Below are 19,373 nucleotides of genomic sequence, written 5' to 3' on the forward strand. Positions count from 1 at the left end.
GATACGCGGTCGATTTCGTTCAGACGCTGAGTGATTTCAGCCTGGATGGAGTCGAGGTCAGACTGGGAGTTGGTACCAGTAGAAGACTGAACCGCCAGCTCACGAACACGCTGCAGGTTGTTGTTGATTTCAGACAGAGAACCTTCAGTGGTCTGCGCGATGGAGATACCATCGTTGGCGTTACGGGACGCCTGAGTCAGACCTTTGATGTTAGAGGTGAAACGGTTTGCAATCGCCTGACCAGCAGCATCGTCTTTCGCGCTGTTGATACGCAGACCGGAAGACAGACGCTCAATAGCGGAGCTCAGAGAAGACTGAGATTTGTTCAGGTTATTCTGGGTCAACAGCGACAGGCTGTTTGTATTGATGACTTGTGCCATGATCTTTTCCTTATCAATTACAACTTGATGTTATTGGGCTGTTGCCCACGGTTTCTGACCGTAACCCATGTATCGGCACCTTAAATTCGAACTTTAGAAAATTTTCACTTTCCGCCCATTTTTTTTTAGCCCCGGAAATACCCGCTTTAATTACCACTATTCCGCGCTTTATTTTTGCAAAACTATTATTAAACTTTGCGCGCAGATTGCCGATATAGCGGTTAACTACTGTTTGCAATCACAAGGAATTAGGCATGCCTTCATTTACATCACTGGGCGTTGGCTCGAACTTACCACTGGACACATTGCTGACAAACTTAACCACTGCTGAGAAAAAGCGTTTAACGCCCATTACCCAGCAGCAAAGTGCTAACACCTCGCGTCTGACCGCGTACGGTACGCTGAAAAGTGCATTAGAAAAATTTCAAACGGCGAATACCGCACTGAACAATGCCGATCTGTTTAAAAGCACCACGGCAAGCAGCAGCACAGAAGACTTAAAGGTCAGTACGACCGCCGGTGCTGCTCCCGGTAAATATACCGTCAGCGTGTCCAAACTGGCGCAAGCACAGTCGCTATCAACCACGACCAAAATTGCCTCTACCAAAGAACAGTTGGGCGATACCAGTGTTGATGAACGCACCATAACGATTTCACAACCGGGTCGTAAAGAACCCCTGGAAATCAAGTTAGGCAAAGGCGAAACCTCTCTGGAGGATATTCGTGATGCCATTAACGATGCGGACAGCGGTATTTCGGCAAGTCTGGTGAAGGTTAAGGAAGACGATTATCAGTTGGTGTTAACCGCGGAAAGCGGCACTGAAAGCGAAATGACCATCTCCGTCTCGAATGATTCGAAACTGAGCGATTTACTGTCCTATGACAGCAAAGCGGGCAGCGGGAAAATGAAGCAACTGGTCGGTGCGCAAAATGCGCAGCTGACCGTTAACGGCATTGATATTGTACGTCAAAGCAATACCGTAACTGACGCACCGCAGGGCATCACGCTCGAACTGACCAAAGAAGTAAAAGATGCCTCTATCACGGTAACAAAAAGTGATGAAAAGGCCACAACGGCAATTAAAGCCTGGGTGGAAGCCTATAACTCACTGGTCGATACCTTTGGTACGCTGACTAAATATAAAGAAGTTGAACCGGGTGAAGCGGCAAGTACAGATAACGGCGCGTTACTGGGCGACAGTGTTCTCCGTACCATTCAAAACGGTATTCGTGCGCCATTTGCTAACAGCGGCAGCGAGTCCCCGTTTAAAACCATGTCTGAGATTGGCATTACTCAGGATGGCGGCACTGGCAAGTTAAAAATTGATGAAGAAAAACTGGCTAAGGCACTGAAAGATAACACGGCAGCGACCCGTGAACTGTTGGTGGGTGACGGCAAAGAAACCGGTATTACCACCAAGATTGCCACCGAAGTAAAAAGCTATCTGGCCGATGACGGTATTATCGACAATGCGCAAGACAATATTAACGCCAACCTGAAACTGCTGACTAAGCAGTATCTGACCGTGAGTAATAGCATTGATGAAGTCGTGGCTCGCTATAAAGCACAGTTTACCCAACTCGATTCCATGATGAGTAAGCTGAACAGCACCAGTACCTATCTGGGCCAACAATTTTCAGCGATGAATAATTCCTGATAACACGAGGTAAGCATGTATACCGCGAGCGGTACCAAAGCCTATGCACAGGTCAGCGTGGAAAGCGCCGTGATGAGCGCCAACCCGCATCAGTTGATCGAAATGTTGTTTGATGGCGCACATAGCGCCCTGGTGCGCGCTCGTCTGTTTATGCAGCAAGGCGATATCGTTGCCAAAGGTGAAGCATTAAGCAAGGCAATCAATATCATCGATAATGGTCTGAAGGCGGGCCTGGACCACGAAAAAGGAGGAGAGATCGCCACCCATCTTTCTTCGTTGTACGACTATATGGTTCGCCGTTTATTGCACGCCAATCTGAATAATGATTGTCAGGCGATTGAAGAAGTCGAAGGGTTGCTCGGAAACATCGCGGATGCCTGGAAACAGATCTCACCAACCGCGTCGTCCCAGGAGTCCCGTTAATGACCTCAGCCGTGGAGTTTATCAACCGTTGGCAGCGCATTGCGCTGCTCAGTCACTCGCTGCTGGAACTGGCGCAGCGAGGTGAATGGGACCTTTTACTGGAACAGGAAGTTACCTATCTGCAAAGTATTGAAGTGGTCATGGAAGAACAAACTCCATCTGGCATTACGCGAAGCGTTCAGGATTTGATTGCCGGGTATATTAAACAGACGCTGGATAACGAACAGTTGCTCAAAGCATTATTGCAGCAGCGTCTGGATGAACTCAGCACGCTGATCGGTCAGTCAACCCGCCAGAAGACGCTAAATAACGCCTACGGTCGGCTTTCCGGTATGTTGCTGGTTCCCGACGCCCCAACTGCCCCACAATAATTTCCCGTTACGTCTGAATAATCTTCCATACTCCAGAGGTCGGCCAAACGGCTTCTGGAGCACGGAAGATGAAAAATCCCACCTTATTGCAGTACTTCCACTGGTATTACCCTGATGGCGGCCAGCTCTGGCCGGAGCTCGCCGCACGCGCGGACGGACTTAACGATATCGGCATCAATATGGTATGGCTGCCTCCCGCCTATAAAGGTGCGTCCGGCGGGTACTCCGTTGGCTATGACTCCTACGATCTGTTTGATTTAGGCGAATTCGACCAGAAAGGCACTATTGCCACCAAATACGGCGATAAAAATCAGTTACTGGCAGCAATCGACGCGTTAAAGCACAACGATATCGCGGTACTGCTGGATGTGGTGGTCAACCATAAAATGGGCGCCGATGAGAAAGAACACATTCAGGTTCAGCGCGTCAACGCCGATGACCGCACGCAGATTGACGATGAGATCGTCGAATGCGAGGCCTGGACCCGCTACACCTTCCCCGCCCGTGCGGGTCAGTACTCTCAATTCATTTGGGACTACAAATGCTTCAGCGGCATCGATCATATTGAAAATCCCACCGAGGACGGCATTTTTAAAATCGTTAATGATTATACCGGCGAAGGCTGGAACGATCAGGTCGATGACGAACTGGGCAACTTTGACTACCTGATGGGCGAAAATATCGATTTTCGCAATCATGCCGTGACCGAAGAGCTCAAATACTGGGCGCGCTGGGTGATGGATCAAACCCATTGCGATGGTTTTCGCCTGGATGCCGTCAAACATATCCCGGCATGGTTCTATAAAGAGTGGATCGAGCACGTCCAGGAAGTCGCCCCGAAGCCGCTGTTTATCGTGGCGGAATACTGGTCCCATGAGGTCGATAAACTGCAAACCTATATTAACCAGGTCGAGGGGAAAACCATGCTGTTTGATGCCCCTTTGCAAATGAAGTTTCACGAAGCGTCCCGCCAGGGGCGCGATTATGACATGAGCCAGATTTTCACCGATACGCTGGTGGAGGCCGATCCCTTTCATGCGGTGACGCTGGTTGCGAACCATGATACCCAGCCGTTACAGGCGCTGGAAGCCCCGGTCGAGGCATGGTTTAAGCCGCTGGCCTACGCGCTGATCCTGCTGCGCGAAAACGGCGTGCCGTCAGTGTTCTACCCCGATCTCTACGGCGCACATTATGAAGATACTGGCGGTGATGGCGAAACCTACACCATCGACATGCCGATTATTGAACAACTTGATGAATTGATCCTGGCCCGCCAGCGCTTCGCCCACGGCGTACAAACGCTCTATTTTGATCATCCAAACTGTATCGCCTTCAGTCGCAGCGGTACGGATGATGATCCCGGGTGCGTCGTCGTGCTGTCCAATGGCGATGACGGTGAAAAGAGCATCGCGCTTGGCGCAAATTACGGCAATAAAACCTGGCGTGATTATCTGGGGAATCGCGCAGAAAGCGTAGTGACCGATGAAAACGGCGTGGCGACGTTTTTCTGTGATGGCGGCAGCGTCAGCGTGTGGGTGATTGAAGACGTGTTGTAGCACTTAACCCCGGTGGCGACAGGCTACCGGGGCGCAATACTTATGGCAGCGGTGTAGCTAACGGCGTTTTCTTTAACACCTCGGCACACTCCAGCGTCGGGCGTTCTACCCGTTGCAGCGTCATACCGTCATAATCCAGCGTATTGCCATCGCGATCGATTTCATACAGCTCGCGTTTCACCGTCACGTTGGTGAGGTCACCGGAGAGCATGGTCAATTTCCCGGGGACGGCAATCACTCGCTGCCACTGACGGCAATCCAGCGTATCCCCCTCTTTGGTGACAATCAGACTGGCGATAGCTTCCGGGCTCACCAGCGCGCGCTGCGGACCTTTCGACTGCCAGTAACCTGCCAGACCGGCAGGGGCTGGTGTTTTCACCACGTCATTATAATTTTGTACCTCGGCGCAGCCGGCAAGTACCAACAATGCACCAACGATTGCTAATTTTTTCATCATTCATCCTGCATGCGAAGAAAAGGGGATTGTGGCATTAAAGCCCTGATGTCGCCAGCCTTTCGGCAGCCCGGAGAAAGATTGATCCAGACGGTGTTACCTCTTATTACTCATAGTCAAAAATTCTGACAGGTGTAATATCCACGCTTCTTGTTACATACCTTCTGAGTTCAGAGGCACAACGCATGTCATGGCAACACTTCAAACAGGCCTGGTTAATTAAATTTTGGGCCCCTGCCCCTGCGGTTATCGCAGCGGGTATTCTCTCCACCTACTATTTCGGCATTACGGGAACCTTCTGGGCCGTTACCGGCGAATTTACCCGCTGGGGTGGGCAAATCCTGCAACTGTTTGGCGTGCACGCCGAAGAGTGGGGATACTATAAACTGATCCACCTCGAAGGCTCGCCCCTGACCCGTATCGACGGGATGATGATCCTCGGTATGTTCGGCGGCTGTTTCGCTGCCGCGCTGTGGGCCAACAACGTCAAATTACGCATGCCGCGCAGTCGGGTGCGCATTATGCAGGCGATAGTCGGCGGGGCGATCGCCGGATTCGGTGCCCGGCTGGCAATGGGCTGTAACCTGGCCGCATTCTTCACCGGCATTCCGCAGTTCTCACTACACGCCTGGTTTTTTGCGCTGGCCACAGCTATTGGCTCATGGTTTGGCGCCCGCTTTACCCTGCTGCCGATGTTCCGTATTCCGGTCAAAATGCAGAAAGTCTCCGCCGCTTCGCCGTTAACGCAAAAGCCGGATCAGGCCCGTCGCCGTTTCCGCCTGGGTATGCTGGTGTTTATCGGCATGATCGGCTGGGCGCTACTCACCGCGATGGATAAACCCAAACTCGGTCTGGCCATGTTGTTTGGCGTTGGGTTCGGCCTGCTGATTGAACGGGCGCAAATCTGCTTTACCTCGGCCTTCCGCGATTTGTGGATTTCCGGGCGCACCCATATGGCAAAAGCCATCATCTTCGGCATGGCGGTGAGCGCCATTGGTATCTTTAGCTATGTGCAACTGGGCGTTGAGCCGAAGATTATGTGGGCCGGTCCCAATGCGGTGATCGGCGGCTTACTGTTTGGTTTCGGGATCGTGCTGGCAGGCGGGTGTGAGACAGGCTGGATGTACCGTGCGGTTGAGGGCCAGGTACATTACTGGTGGGTGGGACTGGGTAACGTTATCGGTTCGACCATTCTGGCTTACTACTGGGATGACTTTGCCCCTGCCCTGGCCACTCGCTGGGATAAAGTGAATCTGCTCGACACCTTTGGGCCGCTCGGCGGGCTACTGGTGACTTATCTGCTGTTGTTTATCGCGTTGATGCTCATCATCGGTTGGGAAAAGCGTTTCTTCCGCCGTGCCGGGCTGACGCCTGCTAAGGAATCCGCATGAAAAATATCGTCCCTGATTATCGCCTCGACATGGTCGGTGAACCGTGTCCTTACCCGGCTGTTGCCACGCTGGAAGCCATGCCGCAGTTGAAGAAAGGTGAAATTCTGGAAGTGGTCAGCGATTGCCCGCAGTCAATCAACAATATTCCGCTGGATGCGCGTAACCATGGGTATACGGTGCTGGATATTCAGCAGGATGGGCCAACTATTCGCTATCTGATTCAAAAATAACCCAGCGCTCCCACAGCGATACGCTGCGGGAGCGTCAATATGAGTCGTTGTTGCCGCAACGCTTTTTCTCTCGCCTTTTATACAACAACAATGCACTGGCAGCCTAAAATCAATGACACTATAGTTACCATAATCTGTATAATGCCAGCCTCTACCCAATGTGCACCTTTGTTTACTCCAGCCCACACCATTCATGAATCATCCTGTAGACATATGGACACAACATTGACCTGCATTAATTTATAAATTTTTGTTAAATCACAAAGGTTCACTAAAATAAGGAAGCCTGATGCGTAAGTCTACCCTCATAGGGGCCGTAATCATTACTGCTCTATGGTTGGTCACAGCGATAAGCCTGTATAGTTATAATCATGGTTCACCGTCTGACAAAAGTCACTGGAATCAAAGATGGGAAAACGCCGAGGCATCAGCTCATTTTTTCAACACATTAAAACGCTATGATACCCTTCCATTCAACCAACATTATTTTGCTATATCCCGCCCATGTGTTGATTTAGTTAACCCATGCACAGTTACAGATAACCCATCAATACCAGGCTCAGCAGTTCTGCCCTCTCCGAGAATAAATAACGAAGCCATATATATATCCTTCCCACCCGGTTCAATGGTAGTTGCCTATGGTGTAATAAAAATGGCCTCACTGATATCGGGGATACCGATATCCTGGGAGATGTTGCAATGGGTCAATATGTTATTTTGGATTATTTCGATTATTCTTATTTACTTTGCCATCTCAACAATAACCAGAACATCAAAACATAGTGAGATAATTTCCTTCCTGTCCGTCATTCCGATGTTATTTGCCGTTGAACCGATGCACTCTCATCAACTATCAATGTGGGCACATCAAACATTCCAGATTTTTGCAGCCGCCGCATTTCTGATAGTGGCTATGGGCATAAACCGCAGGACGGTGATTGCACTTGGCATCATATCAGCCCTTGCATGCTGGATTGAGTGGACCGCATACCTGATGTGTATCGCATTATTCGTCGTTGTTCTTATTCATGACTTCAAGCTAAAATCCGGATATAAAAATACAATCATTTACACTCTGATAGCAATTTCAGGTGGTTTGACACTGCTTTGGTATTATTCGTTCATGGTTGGACTTGGGCCATACTTTAACGAATTATCCAGTCGGGCAAGCATCCGGGGAATGGAGAAAACATATATTGGCTGGAGTGAATGGTGGCTATCTGTATATCAGGCATATGGTCCATGGTTAGTTTCCTCGATTCTTTTGGCATTCGCCTCATTATTTGTCAAGAAAAGCAATAGTTTTAGCAAAGATCAATACATTAAAATTTCCATTTTAATCGCAATCATTTGCTTTATGCTGATAGAAAATATTGCTATGTTTGAACACGCGGCGACATACACATTTGACAGGATTAAAATTGGATTTCTTATTACTTTTCTTATTGCCTTGTCCGCAATGAGAATAGAAAAAATCGGAAAAGTCGCGTTTCTTCTTATTGCTATCATTTGTGTCATTACATCCGTGTACAGTATCAGTCAATATATTGATTTTTATCCCAGATACTGGAGATAAAAAATGCGGCCGATAATAAGGCCGCACTATCATAACATGAGCATTCACTATTCTGGCGCAAACTGGAATAGTGAAAAAACCAACAGAACCTACACCTGCATCGACATGACTTCCTGGTAGGCTGATACCAGTTTGTTACGCACCTGAATACCCATCTGCATCGAAACCGACGCTTTCTGCATATCGGTCATCACGTCATTTAGCGCAATGCCTGGTTCACCCAAGGTAAATTTTTCAGCCTGAACGCGAGAGGCGGTTTGCACATCGCTGATTCTGTCCAATGCCGCGTGCAGTTGTCCGGCAAAACTCACGGTCGATTGTGGCTGCACATCCTGCATTTTCGCTGACATAGCCGTGGCCTGTAGCTGGCTGATAACCCCTTCAATCCCCTGTATTGCCGACATTCTGATCCCCTGGATGATTTTTCACGTAGCAGAGATTACCAGCTCGTCAATAAGATAAAGGCGCTAAATAACGATAAAAAACCTCGGTTTTTAACGCATAGAAAAATTCGAAACCGCAAATAATGAGACCGTCAATTTTTCGAGTTTGCTGACCCGGGAGTGAGTCTTGTTCCACTTTGCAAAAAACGCCGTCCACGATAAGCCACGAGGTGCGAGATGAGTGCGACAGCATCGACTGCAACCCAACTGAAACCTCTCGAGTGGTTAAATCGCCTGCGCGCGAATCCCAAAATCCCTCTGATTGTGGCGGGTGCCGCTGCCGTCGCTATCATCGTTGCGATGGTCCTGTGGGCCAAAACACCTGACTACCGCACACTGTTCAGTAACTTATCCGATCAGGACGGTGGCGCGATTGTCACGCAGTTGACGCAGATGAACGTTCCTTATCGTTTCACTGAGGGAAGCGGCGCCATTGAAGTCCCTGCTGATAAAGTTCACGAACTGCGTTTACGTCTGGCACAGCAAGGGCTGCCGAAAGGCGGCGCGGTGGGCTTTGAGTTACTGGACCAGGAAAAGTTTGGTATCAGCCAGTTTAGCGAGCAGGTCAATTACCAGCGAGCGCTGGAAGGCGAATTAGCCCGTACCATTGAAACCCTGGGGCCGGTGAAACGCGCCCGTGTCCATCTTGCGATGCCCAAACCGTCACTGTTCGTACGTGAACAAAAGGCCCCTTCTGCCTCCGTGACGGTAAACCTGGAACCGGGGCGAGCACTGGACGAAGGTCAGATTAGCGCGGTAACGCATCTGGTCTCCAGCGCTGTCGCAGGCTTGCCGCCGGGCAACGTGACGCTGGTCGATCAGGCAGGACATCTGTTAACCCAGTCGAACACCAGCAGCCGCGACCTGAACGATGCGCAGCTGAAATATGCCAGCGATGTTGAAGGTCGCGTACAGCGTCGTATTGAATCAATCCTGTCGCCAATTGTCGGTAACGGCAACGTACACGCGCAGGTTACTGCACAGCTGGATTTCGCCAACAAAGAGCAAACCGAAGAAAAGTACAGCCCAAATGGCGACGACTCACAGGCTGTTCTGCGTTCACGCCAGCTTAACGTCAGCGAGCAGATAGGAAGCGGAGCGCCTGGCGGCGTACCGGGCGCACTGTCTAACCAACCCGCCCCGGCGAATACGGCCCCGATTAATACGCCACCAGCTAATCAGCAAAATGCGCCGAATGCGCAAACCACGCAAACGGCGAATAACGCCAATGCCGGCCCGCGAAGCACGCAGCGTAACGAAACCAGCAACTATGAAGTTGACCGTACCATTCGTCACACCAAGATGAATGTGGGTGATGTACAGCGCCTGTCGGTGGCGGTAGTGGTCAACTATAAAACGTTACCGGATGGCAAACCGCTGCCGCTAACCGCTGACCAAATGAAACAAATTGAGGACCTGACCCGCGAGGCCATGGGCTTCTCTGAAAAACGCGGCGATACCCTGAATGTCGTGAATTCCCCCTTCACCGCGAGTGATGACACGGGCGGAGAGCTTCCGTTCTGGCAGCAGCAGTCCTTTATTGAACAGCTGATGGTAGCTGGTCGTTGGTTACTGGTTCTGCTGGTGGCCTGGGTCCTGTGGCGTAAAGCGGTGCGTCCGCAGTTGATGCGTCGCAGCGAAGAGGTCAAAGCCGCACAAGAACAAACACGTATTCGCCAGGAAACGGAAGAAGCAGTTGAAGTTCGCCTCAGCAAAGACGAGCAGACCCAGCAGCGCCGTAACAACCAGCGTCTGGGTGCTGAAGTCATGAGCCAGCGTATCCGTGAAATGTCTGATAACGATCCGCGCGTCGTGGCGCTGGTCATTCGCCAGTGGATAAATAACGAACATGAGTAATCTTAGCGGCACCGATAAAAGCGTCATCTTATTGATGACCATTGGCGAAGATCGCGCGGCGGAGGTCTTTAAGCACCTTTCCACGCGCGAAGTGCAGGCCCTCAGTACGGCAATGGCCAACGTGCGTCAGATCTCCAACAAGCAGTTGACGGAGGTTCTGGCCGAATTTGAACAAGAAGCCGAGCAGTTTGCCGCCCTGAACATCAACGCCAACGAATACCTGCGCTCCGTGCTGGTAAAAGCGTTGGGCGAAGAACGAGCCTCCAGCCTGCTGGAAGACATTCTGGAAACGCGCGATACCACCAGCGGCATTGAAACGCTCAACTTTATGGAGCCACAAAGCGCCGCCGATCTTATTCGCGACGAGCACCCGCAGATTATCGCCACCATTCTGGTGCACCTCAAACGGGGCCAGGCCGCCGATATTCTGGCGCTGTTCGACGAGCGCTTACGCCACGATGTCATGCTGCGTATCGCTACTTTCGGCGGCGTACAGCCTGCCGCGCTGGCAGAACTGACCGAAGTGCTGAACGGATTGCTCGACGGCCAGAACCTCAAGCGCAGCAAAATGGGCGGCGTGAGGACAGCAGCAGAAATTATCAACCTGATGAAGACGCAACAGGAAGAAGCGGTTATTACCGCGGTGCGCGAATTCGACGGCGAGCTGGCGCAGAAAATTATCGACGAGATGTTCCTGTTCGAAAATCTGGTGGATGTCGACGATCGCAGCATCCAGCGTCTGTTGCAGGAAGTGGATTCCGAATCGCTGCTGATAGCCCTGAAAGGTGCCGAGCAACCATTGCGCGAGAAGTTCCTGCGCAACATGTCGCAGCGTGCCGCCGATATCCTGCGCGACGATCTTGCCAACCGCGGTCCGGTACGTTTGTCGCAGGTGGAAAACGAACAGAAAGCGATTCTGCTTATCGTACGTCGTCTGGCCGAGACCGGCGAGATGGTGATCGGCAGCGGCGAGGATACCTATGTCTAACGATCTGCCATGGAAAGTCTGGACGCCTGACGACCTCGCCCCGCCAATGGCGGAGTTTGTACTGGCCGATCATACCGACGATCGGCCGTCCGACGAGACAGAAGAGCCACAGCTATCTGCTGAACAACAGCTTGAGCAGCAGTTGGCGCAAATGCAGCTCCAGGCCCATGAGCAAGGATATAACGCCGGCCTGGCTGAAGGTCGGCAAAAAGGACACGAACAAGGTTATCAGGACGGACTGGCCCAGGGGCTGGAACAAGGTCAGAACCAGGCTCGCGCCCAACATGCGCCGATTCATGCCCGCATGCAGCAACTGGTCAGTGAGTTTCAGAATACACTGGATGCCCTGGACAGCGTCATTGCATCGCGCCTGATGCAAATGGCACTGGAAGCAGCGCGCCAGGTTATCGGTCAGACGCCCATCGTCGATAACGCCGCGCTGATTAAACAAATCCAACAGCTGTTGCAACAGGAGCCGCTGTTTAGCGGCAAACCGCAGTTGCGCGTCCATCCGGACGATCTGCAACGAGTGGAAGAGATGCTCGGGGCGACCCTCAGCCTGCACGGCTGGCGACTGCGTGGCGATCCAACACTGCATCACGGTGGCTGTAAAGTCTCTGCTGACGAAGGCGATCTGGACGCCAGTGTTGCCACCCGCTGGCAAGAGCTCTGCCGTCTGGCAGCGCCGGGAGTCGTGTAATGACCACTCGCCTGACTCGCTGGCTCAACACGCTGGACAACTTCGAAGAGAAAATGTCGCTGCTGCCTGCGGTGCGTCGTTACGGGCGTCTGACCCGCGCCACCGGGCTGGTACTGGAAGCTACGGGCCTGCAGTTACCGCTGGGCGCCACCTGCGTTATTGAGCGTCAGGATGGCAACGAAACCCAGGAAGTTGAAAGCGAAGTGGTTGGTTTTAATGGTCAACGCCTGTTTCTGATGCCGCTCGAAGAGGTCGAAGGCGTTCTGCCGGGCGCGCGCGTATACGCGAAAAACATCGCCGGCGAAGGGCTGCAAAGCGGGAAACAATTACCGCTGGGTCCTGCCCTGCTGGGGCGTGTGCTCGATGGCAGCGGGAAGCCGCTTGATGGGCTGCCAGCTCCCGACACCACGGAAACAGGGGCGCTAATCACTCCGCCGTTTAACCCCCTGCAACGTACCCCGATTGAACACGTACTGGATACTGGCGTACGGCCTATCAATGCGCTGTTAACCGTCGGTCGCGGTCAGCGAATGGGGCTTTTCGCCGGTTCCGGTGTGGGTAAAAGCGTCCTGCTCGGCATGATGGCACGCTATACCCAGGCTGATGTCATTGTTGTCGGTCTGATTGGCGAGCGTGGACGCGAAGTTAAAGATTTTATTGAAAATATTCTTGGCGCCGAGGGACGTGCGCGCTCGGTGGTGATTGCCGCTCCGGCGGACGTTTCACCACTATTGCGTATGCAGGGTGCAGCCTACGCCACGCGCATCGCCGAAGATTTTCGCGACCGTGGTCAGCACGTGCTGCTGATTATGGATTCCCTCACCCGTTATGCGATGGCGCAGCGTGAAATTGCGCTGGCGATTGGCGAACCTCCGGCAACGAAAGGTTATCCACCGTCGGTGTTTGCGAAATTACCCGCACTGGTTGAACGGGCCGGAAACGGTATTCATGGCGGCGGTTCCGTGACCGCATTTTATACCGTACTGACCGAGGGCGATGACCAACAGGACCCTATTGCTGACTCCGCCCGCGCGATTCTCGACGGCCACATTGTGTTGTCCCGTCATCTGGCAGAAGCGGGTCACTATCCGGCCATTGATATTGAAGCCTCAATCAGCCGCGCAATGACCGCCTTAATCAGCGAGAAACATTATGCGCGAGTACGCAACTTTAAACAGCTATTGTCCAGTTTCCAGCGTAACCGCGATCTGGTCAGCGTAGGCGCCTACGCCAAAGGCAGCGATCCCATGCTGGATAAAGCCATTGCCTTATGGCCACAGCTGGAAGCATTTTTACAGCAAGGCATCTTTGAACGAGCCGACTGGGAAGACTCCCTGCAGGCTTTGGATCTGATTTTCCCTGGTGTGTGAATAAGCAGGAGAGCATAGGTCATGGCACAACATGGTGCGCTGGCAACACTTAAAGACCTGGCTGAAAAAGAAGTCGATGACGCAGCTATCTTATTAGGCGAGATGCGCCGCGGATGTCAGCAGGCGGAAGAGCAGTTGAAGATGCTGATCGATTATCAGCATGAATATCGCAACAACCTTAATAGCGATATGGGTCAGGGCATTACCAGTAATCGCTGGATTAACTATCAACAATTTATTCAGACGCTGGAAAAAGCGATTGAGCAACATCGCCAACAACTCAACCAATGGACGCAGAAAGTAGACCAGGCGTTGAGCAGTTGGCGCGATAAAAAGCAGCGACTGCAGGCATGGCAGACTCTGCAGGACAGGCAAACCACAGCCGCATTACTGGCTGAAAACCGCCTGGATCAGAAAAAAATGGATGAATTTGCTCAGCGTGCAGCTATGAGGAAACCCGAATGATTACGTTACCCCAACTGATTACCACCGAGACCGACGTAGCCGCAGGTCTTCAGTCAGGCAAAGCGGTAGATTCCCCTGAGGATTTTTTAGCGTTGCTGGCAGGTGCATTAGGTGCAGGCGATGCACAGGGTAAAGACGCCCCGCTATCGCTGGCCGATTTACAGGCCGCAGGCAGCAAACTGCAAAAAGGGTTATTGCAAAAGAATGGTGATACCGCGCAGACGGTAAAATTAGCCGACCTGCTGGCGCAAGAAGAGGTCCAAACCGGGACGTCGCTGACCGACCTGACTGATGCACAACAGTTGCTGTCTGCGCTCACGCCGTCACTGAAGGTCAATGCTCTGACAACACTGGGCAAAACCGCACAGCAGGATGAAAAAACAGCCCGTCTGAGCGATGACGATCTCGCCAACCTGAGTGCGCTGTTCGCTATGCTGCCGGGGCAACAGGTAACCACTCCGGCTGTTGATGCTACTCCAGCACCGGCGGATGCGACGCTGTCGGTACTGTTACGTGGTAATACCCCCAACACGACTGCCGATAGCGCCAGTGAATTACTGACCGGCGAAGGGAAAAAAGGTAAAGCAGAGACAGCGATGCATGCCAGTGGCGCAGATCAGACCAACAATGCGGGTTTAACCCCATTAACGACAGCGGCAGCAACGCGCGCGGAGATTGAAAGTTCACCGTCACCAACCAGCGTTGGCGCAACAATAGCTCCGCTGGCTGGCACACAGACACATGCGCAGCCGTTACCAACAGCCGCGGCACCGGTATTGAGTGCCCCGCTGGGAAGCCATGAATGGCAGCAATCACTGAGTCAACACGTCACGCTGTTCACCCGCCAGGGCCAGCAAAGTGCGGAATTGCGCTTGCATCCGCAGGATCTGGGACAAGTACAGATTTCCCTCAAGCTCGATGACAACATGGCGCAACTGCAAATGGTCTCGCCTCATAGCCACGTTCGCGCGGCGCTGGAAGCGGCATTACCCATGCTGCGCACGCAGTTGGCTGAAAGCGGGATCCAACTGGGGCAAAGTAGTATCAGCAGCGAAAGTTTCGCCGGTCAGCAACAGTCGTCTTCACAGCAACAACAGGCTGGGCGTGCGCATGGACAAGATATTTTTGCTCCCGAAGATGATGCCGTTCTGGCCACACCTGCTGCACTGCAAGCCGCGGCTCGCGGTGATGGTGCAGTAGACATCTTCGCCTAACGCCAGAGGTAGCATGATTATCCGCGTCTTTTCCACGCTTTGTCGTGGTCAGGACACGGGATAATCAGCCTATAAGCTGTACCGAAACAGGAAGCCCGTATCTGATGACTGACTCCGCGATTAACAAAAAGAGTAAACGCGCTATTTGGATCCCTCTGCTGGTGTTAATTACGCTCGCCGCCCTCGCTACTGCTGGCTATAGCTACTGGCGTATGCAGCAGCAGCCGTCCGCCAGCGTAAAAGCGGAACCGGCTCCACCGCCTGCCCCAGTGTTCTTTGCACTGGATACGTTTACCGTCAATTTAGGTGATGCGGATCGCGTGCTGTATATCGGTATCACACTGCGCATGAAAGACGAGGCGACACGCTCGCGTCTTAACGAATATCTGCCAGAAGTGCGCAGCCGTCTGCTGTTATTGTTCTCTCGCCAGAACGCAGCCACGCTCGCAACAGAAGAAGGCAAACAGCAGCTGATTGCCGCTATCAAAGAGACGCTCGCGACTCCGCTCGTTGTCGGGCAGCCGAAACAGGTTGTCACCGACGTTCTTTATACAGCTTTTATTCTGCGGTAAAGACATGGGCGACAGTATTCTTTCTCAGGCTGAAATCGACGCATTGCTTAACGGCGATAGCGAAACTAAAGACGAACCCATTTCCGGTATCGCAAAAGAAAGCGATATTCGTCCTTATGATCCCAACACTCAGCGCCGCGTCGTTCGTGAGCGTTTGCAGGCGCTGGAGATCATTAACGAACGCTTTGCGCGCCAGTTCCGTATGGGGTTATTTAACCTGCTACGCCGCAGCCCGGATATTACCGTGGGTGCGATCCGTATCCAGCCATACCACGAGTTTGCGCGTAACTTACCGGTTCCGACCAACCTGAACTTAATCCACCTGAAACCGCTACGCGGGACAGGTCTGGTGGTGTTCTCACCGAGTCTGGTGTTTATCGCCGTAGATAACCTGTTCGGCGGTGATGGTCGTTTCCCGACGAAAGTCGAAGGCCGTGAATTTACGCACACTGAACAACGCGTAATCAACCGCATGCTGAAACTGGCGCTGGAAAGCTACAGCGACGCGTGGAAGGCTATCAACCCGCTGGAAGTGGAATATGTCCGTTCCGAGATGCAGGTGAAGTTTACCAATATCACCACCTCCCCGAACGACATCGTGGTGAACACCCCGTTCCACGTTGAAATCGGCAACCTGACCGGTGAATTTAACATCTGTCTGCCATTCAGCATGATTGAACCGTTGCGCGAACTGCTGGTAAACCCGCCGCTGGAAAACTCGCGTAATGAAGATCAGAACTGGCGCAATAATCTGGTGCGTCAGGTTCAGCATTCTGAGCTGGAACTGGTTGCAAACTTTGCTGACATTCCGCTGCGGCTGTCCCAGATTTTGAAGCTGAAACCCGGCGATGTACTGCCGATTGAAAAACCCGACCGCATTATTGCTCATGTGGACGGCGTACCTGTGCTGACCAGCCAATATGGCACCGTAAATGGTCAGTACGCGTTACGCGTAGAACATTTGATAAACCCGATTTTGAATTCGCTGAATGAGGAACAGCCCAAATGAGTGACATGAATAATCCGTCCGATGAGAACACTGGTGCATTGGACGATCTGTGGGCTGACGCGTTAAACGAGCAAAAAACAACGACCACCAAAAGTGCGGCCGATGCGGTATTCCAGCAGTTAGGTGGCGGCGACGTCAGCGGTGCGCTGCAGGATATCGACCTGATCATGGATATTCCGGTCAAGCTGACCGTCGAATTGGGCCGCACCCGCATGACCATCAAAGAACTGCTGCGCCTGACGCAGGGCTCGGTTGTCGCGCTAGACGGTCTGGCGGGCGAGCCGCTGGATATTCTGATCAACGGTTATTTGATTGCTCAGGGTGAAGTTGTGGTAGTTGCAGATAAATACGGTGTCCGTATTACTGACATTATTACCCCATCTGAACGTATGCGTCGTCTGAGCCGTTAACGATGAATACCCAGACCACCGTCACTCAGCCCGCTGCTGTACCCGGTTCACCGTTAGTGCAGGTCAGCGGCGCGCTGCTGGGGATCATTGTATTGATCCTGGGCGCCGCCTGGCTGATTAAGCGCCTGGGATTTGCCCCCAAAAGCGTCAGTACGCGTGGCCTGAAAGTTTCGGCCAGTACCTCATTGGGCCCACGTGAGCGGGTGGTGATTGTTGAGGTCGAAGACGCGCGTCTGGTGCTGGGCGTTACAGCGTCGCAGATCAACGTTTTGCATACCCTCCCCCCGGCACCTGCCGGTGCAGAAGAAAAAGCGGCCTCCCCTGCGGATTTCCAGGCCATGATGAAGAGTTTGCTGAAGCGTCCTGGGAGATCCTGATGCGCCGTTTGTTATCCCTCACGCTGACAGGTTTGTGGCTTTTCAGCCCTGCGGCCCTGGCCCAACTACCGGGTCTGGTTAGCCAACCGCTGCCCGGTGGCGGACAAAGCTGGACGTTGCCCGTCCAAACGCTGGTGTTTATCACCTCGCTGACGTTCCTGCCGGCTATTTTGCTGATGATGACCAGCTTCACCCGTATCATCATCGTTTTTGGTCTGTTACGTAATGCGCTGGGAACACCGTCAGCACCGCCGAACCAGGTTTTACTTGGACTGGCGCTGTTTTTGACTTTCTTCATCATGTCGCCGGTGATCGACAAAATCTACGTTGATGCGTATCAACCCTTCAGCGAAGAGAAGATCTCCATGCAGGAAGCCATGGAGAAAGGCGCACAGCCGTTGCGTGAATTTATGCTGCGTCAGACCCGCGAAGCCGATCTGGCCCTGTTCGCCCGTCTGGCAAACAGCGGCCCGTTACAGGGACCTGAAGCAGTGCCGATGCGCATTTTGCTGCCGGCTTATGTCACCAGTGAGTTGAAAACGGCATTCCAGATAGGTTTTACCATTTTCATTCCATTTCTGATAATCGATCTGGTCATCGCCAGCGTCCTGATGGCGCTCGGGATGATGATGGTGCCACCAGCTACCATTGCACTCCCATTCAAGCTGATGCTGTTTGTGCTGGTTGACGGTTGGCAGTTGCTTGTCGGCTCACTTGCACAAAGCTTTTACAGTTAGAGGCGCGAAATGACTCCTGAATCGGTCATGATGATGGGCACTGAGGCGATGAAAGTTGCCCTTGCCCTTGCCGCGCCTTTGTTGCTGGTTGCCCTCGTCACGGGTCTTATCATCAGTATCCTGCAGGCGGCAACCCAGATTAACGAAATGACGCTGTCCTTCATTCCGAAAATTGTCGCGGTCTTTATTGCCATCATCGTTGCCGGTCCGTGGATGCTTAACTTGCTGCTCGACTACGTGCGTACGCTGTTCAGCAATATCCCCTACATCATCGGGTAAACGACGCTATGTTGCAGGTGACCAGCGTTGATTGGCTCCACTGGCTGAATCTTTACTTCTGGCCCCTACTGCGCATACTGGCGCTCATTTCAACGGCGCCGATACTCAGCGAACGCGCCATCCCCAAGCGAGTAAAACTGGGGCTGGGGTTGATGATTACCATGGTTATCGCGCCGCTGCTTCCCCCGGTAAACGTGCCTATCTTTTCTGTCGGCGCGATATGGCAGGCGATGCAGCAAATCCTGATCGGCATCGCGTTAGGGTTCACCATGCAATTTGCGTTTGCCGCAGTGCGTACCGCCGGGGAAATCATCGGGCTGCAAATGGGTCTCTCCTTTGCAACCTTCTTCGACCCGGGCAGCCGCCTGAATATGCCCGTTCTGGCACGTCTGATAGATTTGCTGGCGATGCTGTTGTTCCTCACCTTTAATGGTCACTTGTGGCTTATCTCACTGTTGGTGGATACCTTCCATACTCTGCCTATCGGCGGCCATCCGGTGAATAGCAATGCCTTTCTCGCGCTGGCGCGGGCGGGGGGACTCATCTTCCTCAATGGCCTGATGCTGGCTCTGCCGGTGATGACGCTGCTGCTCACACTCAACCTCGCACTCGGTTTGTTAAACCGTATGGCGCCACAGCTATCGATATTTGTCATTGGTTTCCCACTCACCCTGACCGTGGGTATTTCATTAATGGCCGCGCTAATGCCATTAATTTCCCCCTTCTGTGAGCGCTTATTCAGTGAGATTTTTAATTTGCTGGCTGACATCATCAGTGAAATGCCTTCAAAATAATAACCCTTATTTTTTATCCTGTTTTACTAAGGATTGTCCTAAATTTAAATACGGGCAACATCCACCAGGATAACGCTGTCGCGGTTTATTTGTTTTTGCCTCACTCACATAACGCAACA

General features: G+C 52.5%; 21 protein-coding genes and 2 pseudogenes. 20 read left to right on the forward strand and 3 right to left on the reverse strand.

Annotated elements, in window-relative coordinates; all coding sequences use genetic code 11:
* Positions 1 to 380 (reverse strand): annotated as a pseudogene (locus RYZ59_RS00005) (flagellin FliC); the annotation flags it as partial.
* A 254-nt stretch (positions 381 to 634) separates the two neighbouring features.
* On the opposite strand from RYZ59_RS00005, the gene fliD reads away from it, so the two are divergent.
* From fliD to amyA, 4 genes are all read left to right on the forward strand, one after another.
* Positions 635 to 2,038 carry a flagellar filament capping protein FliD gene (gene fliD, locus RYZ59_RS00010; RefSeq protein ID WP_202038348.1) on the forward strand — a complete coding sequence of 468 codons (1,404 nt, stop codon included), beginning with the start codon at positions 635 to 637 and terminating at the stop codon, positions 2,036 to 2,038.
* A 15-nt stretch (positions 2,039 to 2,053) separates the two neighbouring features.
* Positions 2,054 to 2,461 (forward strand): flagellar export chaperone FliS, encoded by a 408-nt coding sequence (fliS, locus tag RYZ59_RS00015; protein WP_061068105.1) that lies wholly within the window; start codon positions 2,054 to 2,056, stop codon positions 2,459 to 2,461.
* A complete protein-coding gene (gene fliT / locus RYZ59_RS00020) occupies positions 2,461 to 2,832 on the forward strand; it encodes a flagella biosynthesis regulatory protein FliT (protein WP_005127745.1) in 372 nt (123 codons plus the stop codon). The genes fliS and fliT overlap by 1 nt, the downstream gene beginning before the upstream one ends.
* Before the next feature lie 68 nt (positions 2,833 to 2,900).
* Positions 2,901 to 4,388 (forward strand): alpha-amylase, encoded by a 1,488-nt coding sequence (amyA, locus tag RYZ59_RS00025; protein ID WP_318048692.1) that lies wholly within the window; start codon positions 2,901 to 2,903, stop codon positions 4,386 to 4,388.
* Positions 4,389 to 4,428: 40 nt separating this feature from the next.
* Here amyA and yedD read toward each other — a convergent pair whose 3' ends face one another.
* Entirely contained in the window at positions 4,429 to 4,842 is a 414-nt protein-coding gene (gene yedD, locus RYZ59_RS00030; RefSeq protein WP_121584786.1) for a lipoprotein YedD, read from the reverse strand.
* Positions 4,843 to 5,006: 164 nt separating this feature from the next.
* Between yedD and yedE the strand changes: the two genes are divergently transcribed.
* From yedE to RYZ59_RS00045, 3 genes are all read left to right on the forward strand, one after another.
* Entirely contained in the window at positions 5,007 to 6,233 is a 1,227-nt protein-coding gene (gene yedE, locus RYZ59_RS00035) for a selenium metabolism membrane protein YedE/FdhT (RefSeq protein WP_411961635.1), read from the forward strand.
* The gene (gene yedF, locus RYZ59_RS00040) at positions 6,230 to 6,463 is read left to right on the forward strand and encodes a sulfurtransferase-like selenium metabolism protein YedF (RefSeq protein ID WP_000790504.1); all 234 of its coding nucleotides are present in this window, start codon (positions 6,230 to 6,232) and stop codon (positions 6,461 to 6,463) included. Before yedE ends, yedF begins: the two co-directional genes overlap by 4 nt.
* Positions 6,464 to 6,752: 289 nt before the next feature.
* Entirely contained in the window at positions 6,753 to 8,039 is a 1,287-nt protein-coding gene (locus tag RYZ59_RS00045) for a hypothetical protein (RefSeq protein WP_318048696.1), read from the forward strand.
* An 89-nt stretch (positions 8,040 to 8,128) separates the two neighbouring features.
* Here the strand turns inward: RYZ59_RS00045 and fliE are convergent, their stop codons facing one another.
* On the reverse strand, positions 8,129 to 8,443 hold the full coding sequence (gene fliE / locus RYZ59_RS00050; protein ID WP_005127749.1) for a flagellar hook-basal body complex protein FliE: 315 nt from the start codon (positions 8,441 to 8,443) through the stop codon (positions 8,129 to 8,131).
* A gap of 216 nt (positions 8,444 to 8,659) precedes the next feature.
* Between fliE and fliF the strand changes: the two genes are divergently transcribed.
* From fliF to fliR, 13 genes and pseudogenes are all read left to right on the forward strand, one after another.
* Complete coding sequence (gene fliF / locus RYZ59_RS00055; protein WP_318048698.1) at positions 8,660 to 10,339, forward strand: flagellar basal-body MS-ring/collar protein FliF; 1,680 nt, start codon at positions 8,660 to 8,662, stop codon at positions 10,337 to 10,339.
* Positions 10,332 to 11,327 carry a flagellar motor switch protein FliG gene (gene fliG / locus RYZ59_RS00060; protein WP_048211311.1) on the forward strand — a complete coding sequence of 332 codons (996 nt, stop codon included), beginning with the start codon at positions 10,332 to 10,334 and terminating at the stop codon, positions 11,325 to 11,327. Before fliF ends, fliG begins: the two co-directional genes overlap by 8 nt.
* A complete protein-coding gene (fliH, locus tag RYZ59_RS00065) occupies positions 11,320 to 12,027 on the forward strand; it encodes a flagellar assembly protein FliH (RefSeq protein WP_202038343.1) in 708 nt (235 codons plus the stop codon). The genes fliG and fliH overlap by 8 nt, the downstream gene beginning before the upstream one ends.
* Positions 12,027 to 13,397, forward strand: a complete 1,371-nt coding sequence (fliI, locus tag RYZ59_RS00070; RefSeq protein WP_005127755.1) for a flagellar protein export ATPase FliI — start codon at positions 12,027 to 12,029, stop codon at positions 13,395 to 13,397. The genes fliH and fliI overlap by 1 nt, the downstream gene beginning before the upstream one ends.
* A gap of 21 nt (positions 13,398 to 13,418) precedes the next feature.
* Positions 13,419 to 13,862, forward strand: coding sequence for a flagellar export protein FliJ (gene fliJ, locus RYZ59_RS00075; RefSeq protein WP_005127756.1), 444 nt, complete (start codon positions 13,419 to 13,421; stop codon positions 13,860 to 13,862).
* A complete protein-coding gene (gene fliK / locus RYZ59_RS00080; protein ID WP_318048700.1) occupies positions 13,859 to 15,076 on the forward strand; it encodes a flagellar hook length control protein FliK in 1,218 nt (405 codons plus the stop codon). Before fliJ ends, fliK begins: the two co-directional genes overlap by 4 nt.
* 104 nt (positions 15,077 to 15,180) lie before the next feature.
* On the forward strand, positions 15,181 to 15,648 hold the full coding sequence (fliL, locus tag RYZ59_RS00085; protein ID WP_048211308.1) for a flagellar basal body-associated protein FliL: 468 nt from the start codon (positions 15,181 to 15,183) through the stop codon (positions 15,646 to 15,648).
* A 4-nt stretch (positions 15,649 to 15,652) separates the two neighbouring features.
* Positions 15,653 to 16,657, forward strand: a complete 1,005-nt coding sequence (gene fliM, locus RYZ59_RS00090) for a flagellar motor switch protein FliM (protein ID WP_003030434.1) — start codon at positions 15,653 to 15,655, stop codon at positions 16,655 to 16,657.
* Entirely contained in the window at positions 16,654 to 17,067 is a 414-nt protein-coding gene (gene fliN / locus RYZ59_RS00095) for a flagellar motor switch protein FliN (protein ID WP_005127761.1), read from the forward strand. Before fliM ends, fliN begins: the two co-directional genes overlap by 4 nt.
* A gap of 2 nt (positions 17,068 to 17,069) precedes the next feature.
* Complete coding sequence (gene fliO / locus RYZ59_RS00100; RefSeq protein ID WP_318048704.1) at positions 17,070 to 17,444, forward strand: flagellar biosynthetic protein FliO; 375 nt, start codon at positions 17,070 to 17,072, stop codon at positions 17,442 to 17,444.
* Entirely contained in the window at positions 17,444 to 18,181 is a 738-nt protein-coding gene (gene fliP / locus RYZ59_RS00105) for a flagellar type III secretion system pore protein FliP (protein ID WP_005127763.1), read from the forward strand. The genes fliO and fliP overlap by 1 nt, the downstream gene beginning before the upstream one ends.
* A gap of 9 nt (positions 18,182 to 18,190) precedes the next feature.
* Positions 18,191 to 18,460, forward strand: a complete 270-nt coding sequence (fliQ, locus tag RYZ59_RS00110) for a flagellar biosynthesis protein FliQ (protein WP_003030425.1) — start codon at positions 18,191 to 18,193, stop codon at positions 18,458 to 18,460.
* 8 nt (positions 18,461 to 18,468) lie between these two features.
* Positions 18,469 to 19,261 (forward strand): annotated as a pseudogene (gene fliR, locus RYZ59_RS00115) (flagellar biosynthetic protein FliR); the annotation flags it as partial.
* Between the last annotated feature and the right edge of the window lie 112 nt (positions 19,262 to 19,373).

This window comes from Citrobacter sp. HN-141, from assembly GCF_033341895.1.
Classification (GTDB): Bacteria; Pseudomonadota; Gammaproteobacteria; order Enterobacterales; family Enterobacteriaceae; genus Citrobacter.

Coding starts and splice junctions, on each gene's coding strand:
- fliO (WP_318048704.1), top strand. CDS start 17,070: ATGAATACCCAGACCACCGTCACTCAGCCCGCTGCTGTACCCGGTTCA.
- fliL (WP_048211308.1), top strand. CDS start 15,181: ATGACTGACTCCGCGATTAACAAAAAGAGTAAACGCGCTATTTGGATC.
- fliE (WP_005127749.1), bottom strand. CDS start 8,443: ATGTCGGCAATACAGGGGATTGAAGGGGTTATCAGCCAGCTACAGGCC.
- fliJ (WP_005127756.1), top strand. CDS start 13,419: ATGGCACAACATGGTGCGCTGGCAACACTTAAAGACCTGGCTGAAAAA.
- fliH (WP_202038343.1), top strand. CDS start 11,320: ATGTCTAACGATCTGCCATGGAAAGTCTGGACGCCTGACGACCTCGCC.
- fliF (WP_318048698.1), top strand. CDS start 8,660: ATGAGTGCGACAGCATCGACTGCAACCCAACTGAAACCTCTCGAGTGG.
- fliN (WP_005127761.1), top strand. CDS start 16,654: ATGAGTGACATGAATAATCCGTCCGATGAGAACACTGGTGCATTGGAC.
- fliT (WP_005127745.1), top strand. CDS start 2,461: ATGACCTCAGCCGTGGAGTTTATCAACCGTTGGCAGCGCATTGCGCTG.
- yedD (WP_121584786.1), bottom strand. CDS start 4,842: ATGAAAAAATTAGCAATCGTTGGTGCATTGTTGGTACTTGCCGGCTGC.
- fliI (WP_005127755.1), top strand. CDS start 12,027: ATGACCACTCGCCTGACTCGCTGGCTCAACACGCTGGACAACTTCGAA.
- fliG (WP_048211311.1), top strand. CDS start 10,332: ATGAGTAATCTTAGCGGCACCGATAAAAGCGTCATCTTATTGATGACC.
- fliQ (WP_003030425.1), top strand. CDS start 18,191: ATGACTCCTGAATCGGTCATGATGATGGGCACTGAGGCGATGAAAGTT.
- yedF (WP_000790504.1), top strand. CDS start 6,230: ATGAAAAATATCGTCCCTGATTATCGCCTCGACATGGTCGGTGAACCG.
- RYZ59_RS00045 (WP_318048696.1), top strand. CDS start 6,753: ATGCGTAAGTCTACCCTCATAGGGGCCGTAATCATTACTGCTCTATGG.
- fliD (WP_202038348.1), top strand. CDS start 635: ATGCCTTCATTTACATCACTGGGCGTTGGCTCGAACTTACCACTGGAC.
- fliS (WP_061068105.1), top strand. CDS start 2,054: ATGTATACCGCGAGCGGTACCAAAGCCTATGCACAGGTCAGCGTGGAA.
- fliK (WP_318048700.1), top strand. CDS start 13,859: ATGATTACGTTACCCCAACTGATTACCACCGAGACCGACGTAGCCGCA.
- fliP (WP_005127763.1), top strand. CDS start 17,444: ATGCGCCGTTTGTTATCCCTCACGCTGACAGGTTTGTGGCTTTTCAGC.
- fliM (WP_003030434.1), top strand. CDS start 15,653: ATGGGCGACAGTATTCTTTCTCAGGCTGAAATCGACGCATTGCTTAAC.
- amyA (WP_318048692.1), top strand. CDS start 2,901: ATGAAAAATCCCACCTTATTGCAGTACTTCCACTGGTATTACCCTGAT.